Source organism: Sphingomonas sp. 1185 (assembly GCF_040544655.1).
In the GTDB taxonomy this organism is placed as follows: domain Bacteria; phylum Pseudomonadota; class Alphaproteobacteria; order Sphingomonadales; family Sphingomonadaceae; genus Sphingomonas.
Map to the genome: position 1 here is coordinate 1 of NZ_JBEPKL010000056.1, position 6,030 is coordinate 6,030.

The window sequence follows — 6,030 nt, forward strand, 5'->3', positions numbered from 1 at the left end:
TGGTCGGGCGGCAGCGGGGCGCCCGGCGGGGGGGGGCGGGTGGGGTGGGGGGCCCCCAATCCCCCCCCTCCATGGGTTGGTGCCCCGGGGCGCCGGGCCGGGGGGGGTGTCGCCGCTCGGGATTCACTCCCTCGCTGGCGGTTACACCCCTCCGTCATGCCGCCGGCCTGCCACCTCCCCTTGCAGGGGAGAAGGTGGCTTCACCCTGATCGAGATCATGGTCGCGCTGGCGGTGTTCAGCCTGGCGGCGATGGCGATCGTCCGGCTGGAGAGTGCGACGATCCGGGGGGCCTCGATCCTGGACGAGACGCTGGTCTCGCAGATGGTCGCGCGCAACATCGCGATCGCCGCCGTCACCGACCCGCAGGCACCCGCGCTCGGCCGGACGTCGGGGGCGGAGGTGAATGGCGGGCGCAGCTGGAAATGGACGCGGATCGTCAGCGGGACGGGCGATGTGCGCGTGGTGCGGATCGATGTCGCGGTGACCAATGGCGCGGGAAGCGTCGTGGGCCGGATGACGATGGTCCGCCCGCCATGGCCCGCGCCGCCGGTCGGGGTGGTGACGTCGTGATGGTCGTCTCGGCCGACCCCGTCGAAGGCCGGAATGGAGGGGAAGCCAACGGCTTCACCCTGGTCGAGGTCATGGTGGCGCTCCTCATCTTCTCGATGCTCGCCGCCGCCGCCGTGGCGATCCTGTCGCTGAGCGTGCGGACCCAGGCGGTCACGGGGCAGAAGCTGGACGCGATGGCGGCGGTCAGCCGGACGACCGCGATCCTGTCCGCCGACCTGGCCCAGGCGGTCGACCGTCCGACGCGCGACGAGGGCGCGGTGCTGACCCCCGCGATGGTCGCCGGGCCCGATGCGATGCGGCTGGTCCGCGCCGGGTGGAGCAACCTGGACGGTGCGCAGCGCCCGTCCTTGCAAAAGGTCGCCTACCGCCTGAACGGCGATGTGCTGGAGCGGGTGGCCTGGCCGCTGCTCGACGGGGCCGCCCCGATGGAGCCCGCCGCGCTGATGGACCATGTCCGCGAACTGCACCTGCGCTATCGCTTCAACGGCGCATGGCTCGACCAGTGGCAGGGGCAGCCCGGCATCGCCCTGCCACAGGCGGCCGAGGTGACGATCGTGCGCGACGACGGCATGATCTTTCGCCAACTGTTCCTGGTCGGCACAGGCTATATCGGCGACGCCGCGGCGGCTCCGGCGCCCACCCCCACACCGACGCCTGCACCGACACCCAATGGCTAGGCGTCCGCCCCCCTCCGGCGAGCGCGGCGCGGCGTTGCTCACCGTGCTGATCCTGGTCGCGGTGATCGCGGTGATGGCCGCGACCGCATTGGAAAAGCTGCGTCTGTCGACCCGGCTGGGCGGCAATTCGGTCGCGATCGAGCAGGCGCGCGGCTTTGCCTATGCGGCCGAGGCGCTGGCGATCATCCGCATCGGCGATCTGCTCCAGCGGTCGCAGGGGCGGGTGTCGCTGCTCGGCGGATGGAGCGACCGGCCCTTCGCGCTGCCGCTGGGCGATGTCGCGGGCGGGGCGGTCGCGACCGCGCGCGTCACCGATGGCGGGAACTGCTTCAACCTCAACGGCCTGGCACAGCGCGCGCCCGGCCAGCCCGGTATGCTGATCGGCAATGCCGTCGAGACGGCGCATTTCGCCAAGCTGATGCGGTTGATCGGCGTGCCGGGGCAGGTGGCCGAACAGGTCGCGGCCGCCACCGCCGACTGGATCGACAGCGACCAGAACCCGCAAGGCGGCGGGGCGGAGGATGCGCTCTATCTGGGCCGCGATCCGCCTTACCGGACCGGCGGCACGCTGATGGCCGATGTCAGCGAGATGCGGATGGTCAACGGCGTCACGCCCGAACTCTATGCCCGGCTGCGCCCCTGGCTGTGCACGCTGTCCGATGCCAGCCCGACCATGGTCAACATCAACACGCTCGCCCCCGAACAGGCGCCGCTGGTGGCGATGGCGCAGGTCGATACGATTTCGCCCGGTGCCATCGCCCAGGCCCTTTTGCGCCGCCCGCCGCAAGGCTATGCGGACGCGAGCGCCTTTTGGGCACAGGTGCCGGGGGCGACGGGCGCGGGGGGCGTGGCGGTGACGACCCGCTGGTTCGCCCTGAGCATCGACGTGACGCTGGGCGGCGTGACGGTACAGGAGCGCGCGCTGGTCGATGCCAGGCGGGTGCCGCCGCAACTGGTGGCGCGGATATGGGGGGAAGAGTGATGAGTGCGACCAACCTCCTGTTCCTGCCGCCGGGCGAGGGCGGCGACTATCGCTGGATGCGGATCGAGGATGCGCGCGTCGCGGCGGCGGGCGAGGGCTTGCCGCAGGGCGATGGCGAGGTGATCGCGGTCGCGCCCGCCGATGCGGTGTCGCTCCACTGGGCCGAGATCCCCGCCCGCTCGACCGCGCAGGCCGCCGCCGCCGCACGGCTGCTGGCCGCGGAGGTCAGCGCCGCGCCGATGGACGAGCTGCATGTCGCGGTGGGCGAGGATGACGCGGGCAACCGGGCCATTGGCATCGTCAATCGTGGCGCGATGGCGCGCTGGCTCAATCGGCTGGCGGGGATGGGCGTCGATCCGGTGGCGGTGGTGCCCGCGCCGCTCCTGCTGCCGCGCCCCGACCAGGGCTATGTGCGGGGCAGCCTTGCCGGGCAGGGGGTGGTGCGCGGACGCGCCTCGGGCTTTGCCGATGAGCCCGGCTTTACCGAGATCGTGACGGGCGACGATCCGCTGGCCGATCTGGATGCCGATGCGCTGGCGGACATGCTGGGCGCGGCGGCGGCGGCACCCGCGCTCGACCTGCGGCAGGGGCCGTTCGCGCGGCGCCGGTCCTTCGCGATCGACTGGCGGCTGGTGCGGCGGCTCGGCTGGCTGGGGCTGGCGATCGTCGCGGTGACGCTGGCGATCGATCTGGTGCGCTGGACCAAATACAGCTTTGCCGCCGACGCGACCGAGGCCAGGATCGAGCAGGTCGCGCGCACCGCATTGCCGCGCGGGGAAACGCTGGTCGATGCCGATCGCCAACTGGCCGAGCGGCTGTCGGCGGTGCGCGGGCCGGGCCAGGGGTTCAGCCGGACGGCGGCGGCGGTCTTCTCGGCGGTGCGCAGCGTGCCCGGTTCCGAGTTGACCGCGATGGATTTCCAGCCGAGCGGCGACATAAGGCTGGGCGTGGCGGTCGACCGCGAGGCGTTGGCCACCGACCTGAAGCGCGCGATCGAGGCGCAGGGCTTCACCGTCCAGGCGAGCACCTTCGTCGCGGCGGGCGGGCGGATCACGGGAGAATTCACGGTGCGCGGACGATGACCTCGCTCAAGCTCTGGTTCGACGGCCGCTCGACCCGCGAGAAGCGGTTGCTGCTGGTCATGGCCGCGCTGATGGTCGTCACGCTCCTTTGGGGCGGCATCCTGCGTCCGCTGGGCGACGGCCTGTCGAGCGCGCGCGAGCGCCATGCCGATGCGGTGATCCGGCTGGGCGAGGCGCAGGCCATCGCCGACGAACTGCGCCAGCGCCGCCGCCGCCCCGCCTTGTCGGGGACGCTGGCCGACACCATCCGCCTGTCGGCCGAGCAGGCGGGCTTCACCCTGTCCGGCCTGACCGAGGACGGCCCCGGCCGGGTGCGCGCGCAGATCGCCTCGGCACGCGCCGCCGCGCTGACCCCCTGGCTGGCGCGGCTGGAGCGCGGCGGGGTGCTGGTCGAGCAGGCGACGCTGACCGACAATGGCGACCGGACGCTGGGCGTCGCGCTCGTCCTGCGGGCGCGGGTGTCGTGATGCGGTTGCGGCTCGCTACCCGTCCGCCGGTGCTGTTCGCCGCGATGCTGGTCGTGGCGCTGATCGTCTTCCTGCCGATGCGGCTGGCGCTGGGGGCCACGGGGCTGGCCGATCAGGGATTGAGCGCGCGGCGGATCGGCGGGACGATCTGGGGCGGCAGCATGCTGGAGGCGCGGTTCGGCGACGTGGCGCTGGGCGACCTGCGCGTCTCGCTGTCGCCGCTGGCGCTGCTGGTCGGGCAGGCGAAGCTGGCGTTCGAGGGGGCGGGGGCCGATGGGCGTCCGATCCTGGGCGCTGCGACGATCAGCCGCCATGCGATGGGGATTGACGGCGTGACCGCCAGCCTGCCCGCCGCCACGCTGTTCGCGCCGCTGCCCGTCACGACGCTGGCGCTGGAGGATGTGACCGTGCGGTTCCGCGACGGGGTGTGCGAGGAAGCGGGCGGGCGCGTGCGGGCGACCGTCGCGGGCGAGGCGGGCGGTCTGCCGCTGCCGCCGGTGATGACGGGCAATGCCCGGTGCGAGGCGGGGGCGCTGCTGCTGCCGATGACGGGACAGGGGGGAAGCGAGGCGGTGAACCTGCGCATCCGCCCCGATGGCCGCTATACCGCCGACCTGGTCCTGACGCCGGGCGACCCGGCGGCGGCGGCGCGGCTGGAGCAGCTGGGCTTCGTCGCCGGATCGGGCGGCGGATACCGGCTTTCCGCGCAGGGGCGTTTTTGAGGGAGAGGTAATTTTTGACGGGGACGGTTTTGGGCGCTTGACGAGACCGGGTGATCCCGTTTAGGGGCGCAAGCCTTCGCGGCGACCGTAGTTCAATTGGTTAGAGCGCCGGCTTGTGATGCCGGAAGTTGCGGGTTCAAGTCCCGTCGGTCGCCCCATTCTTTCCGGCCACTCGCTGGCCACGGCACCGGCCCTTTTCAGGCCCGTGTCCCCCCAATATCCTCGCCGATCTGGGTGGCCGGGTCAGAAGCCTCGGTCCGGTACCGCTTTAGTCGGACCGAAGGACGAGCATGACGAACTGGGGCTTTCCCGATTTCGACGCGCATGAAGGCGTGCACCTGTTCACCGATCCCGCATCGGGGCTGCAAGCGGTCATCGCGGTGCATTCCACTCATCTGGGCCCGGCGGCGGGTGGTGCGCGCTTCTGGCACTATGCCACGCCCGCGCTCGCCATCACCGACGCGCTGCGCCTGTCGCGCGGCATGAGCTACAAGAATGCGATGGCCGGCCTGGCGCTGGGCGGCGGCAAGGGCGTGGTCCTGGCGGCCAAGCCGGGCGACGTCATCACCACCGCACAGCTCGAGGCGTTCGGCCGCGCGGTCGAATCGCTGGGCGGCCGTTACGTCACCGCCGAGGATGTCGGCATGTCGGAAGAGCGGATGAAGGTCATCGCGACCCAGACCCGCTATGTCTCCGGCCTGCCGGTCGCGAGCGGCGCGGCGGGCGGCGATCCCGGCCCCTACACCGCGCACGGCGTCTATCTGGGCGTGAAGGCGGCCGCCGCGCGCGGACTGGGCGCGACCGACATGAAGGGCGTGCGCGTCGCGATCCAGGGCGTGGGCTCGGTCGGCGGCGGTCTGGCTAAGCTGCTGGCCAAGGACGGCGCGGTGCTGACCATCGCCGACGTCAACCAGGCGCGGGCCGAACAGATGGCGGCGGAACTGGGTGCCAGCGTCGCCCCGGCCGATGAGATACTGTTCGCCGATGTCGATCTGGTCAGCCCCAATGCGCTGGGCGCGGTGCTGACCGCCGATTCGATCCAGCGGCTGAAGGCCAAGGTCGTCGCGGGCGGCGCGAACAACCAGTTGGCGACCCGCGAGGACGGCGCGCGTGTGGCGGAAGCGGGCATCCTCTATGCCCCCGATTACGTCATCAACGCGGGCGGCATCATCAATGTCGGTCTGGAATATCTGGGGCAGGGCGACGAGGCCGAGGTCATGGCGCGCATTGCCAAGATCCCCGAACGGCTGGAGCAGGTGTGGCAGCGCTCGGCCGAGACGGGCCATCCGGCGTCGGATGTCGCGGATGAGATCGCACAGGGCCTGATCGGGCGGTAAGTGAGTCTCACGCCCCTCCCGCAAGCGGGAGGGGATGGGGGAGGGCAAGGAGTCTCACCGAGACCATCGCCTGGGGCCTGCCCTCCCCAAACCCCTCCCAGACCGTCCGAAAACGCGATGCGAGGCGGTTCGGCGGGAGCGTTCACGGACGAAATCGCTGGAAATCGGATATTTGCCGACGCCTGCGCCTCA

General features: G+C 71.8%; 7 protein-coding genes and 1 tRNA gene. All 8 read left to right on the forward strand.

The window, feature by feature from the left end; genetic code table 11:
- Positions 1–217 precede the first annotated feature (217 nt).
- The 8 genes from gspI to ABIC44_RS19535 all read left to right on the forward strand — a co-directional run bounded on the left by gspI (position 218) and on the right by ABIC44_RS19535 (position 5,838).
- Positions 218–571, forward strand: a complete 354-nt coding sequence (gspI, locus tag ABIC44_RS19500; RefSeq protein WP_502959871.1) for a type II secretion system minor pseudopilin GspI — start codon at positions 218–220, stop codon at positions 569–571.
- Positions 535–1,248, forward strand: a complete 714-nt coding sequence (gene gspJ / locus ABIC44_RS19505) for a type II secretion system minor pseudopilin GspJ (RefSeq protein ID WP_354297074.1) — start codon at positions 535–537, stop codon at positions 1,246–1,248. The genes gspI and gspJ overlap by 37 nt, the downstream gene beginning before the upstream one ends.
- Positions 1,241–2,230, forward strand: a complete 990-nt coding sequence (gene gspK, locus ABIC44_RS19510; RefSeq protein WP_354297076.1) for a type II secretion system minor pseudopilin GspK — start codon at positions 1,241–1,243, stop codon at positions 2,228–2,230. The genes gspJ and gspK overlap by 8 nt, the downstream gene beginning before the upstream one ends.
- Positions 2,230–3,312 (forward strand): type II secretion system protein GspL, encoded by a 1,083-nt coding sequence (gspL, locus tag ABIC44_RS19515; RefSeq protein ID WP_354297078.1) that lies wholly within the window; start codon positions 2,230–2,232, stop codon positions 3,310–3,312. Before gspK ends, gspL begins: the two co-directional genes overlap by 1 nt.
- A complete protein-coding gene (gene gspM, locus ABIC44_RS19520; RefSeq protein ID WP_309698667.1) occupies positions 3,309–3,779 on the forward strand; it encodes a type II secretion system protein GspM in 471 nt (156 codons plus the stop codon). The genes gspL and gspM overlap by 4 nt, the downstream gene beginning before the upstream one ends.
- Positions 3,779–4,501: a type II secretion system protein N gene (locus ABIC44_RS19525; protein ID WP_354297079.1), complete on the forward strand. Its 723-nt coding sequence runs from the start codon at positions 3,779–3,781 to the stop codon at positions 4,499–4,501. Before gspM ends, ABIC44_RS19525 begins: the two co-directional genes overlap by 1 nt.
- Before the next feature lie 81 nt (positions 4,502–4,582).
- Positions 4,583–4,659, forward strand: a tRNA-His gene (locus tag ABIC44_RS19530).
- Between the two features lie 132 nt (positions 4,660–4,791).
- Positions 4,792–5,838 carry a Glu/Leu/Phe/Val dehydrogenase family protein gene (locus ABIC44_RS19535; RefSeq protein ID WP_354297081.1) on the forward strand — a complete coding sequence of 349 codons (1,047 nt, stop codon included), beginning with the start codon at positions 4,792–4,794 and terminating at the stop codon, positions 5,836–5,838.
- The last annotated feature ends 192 nt before the right edge of the window (positions 5,839–6,030 follow it).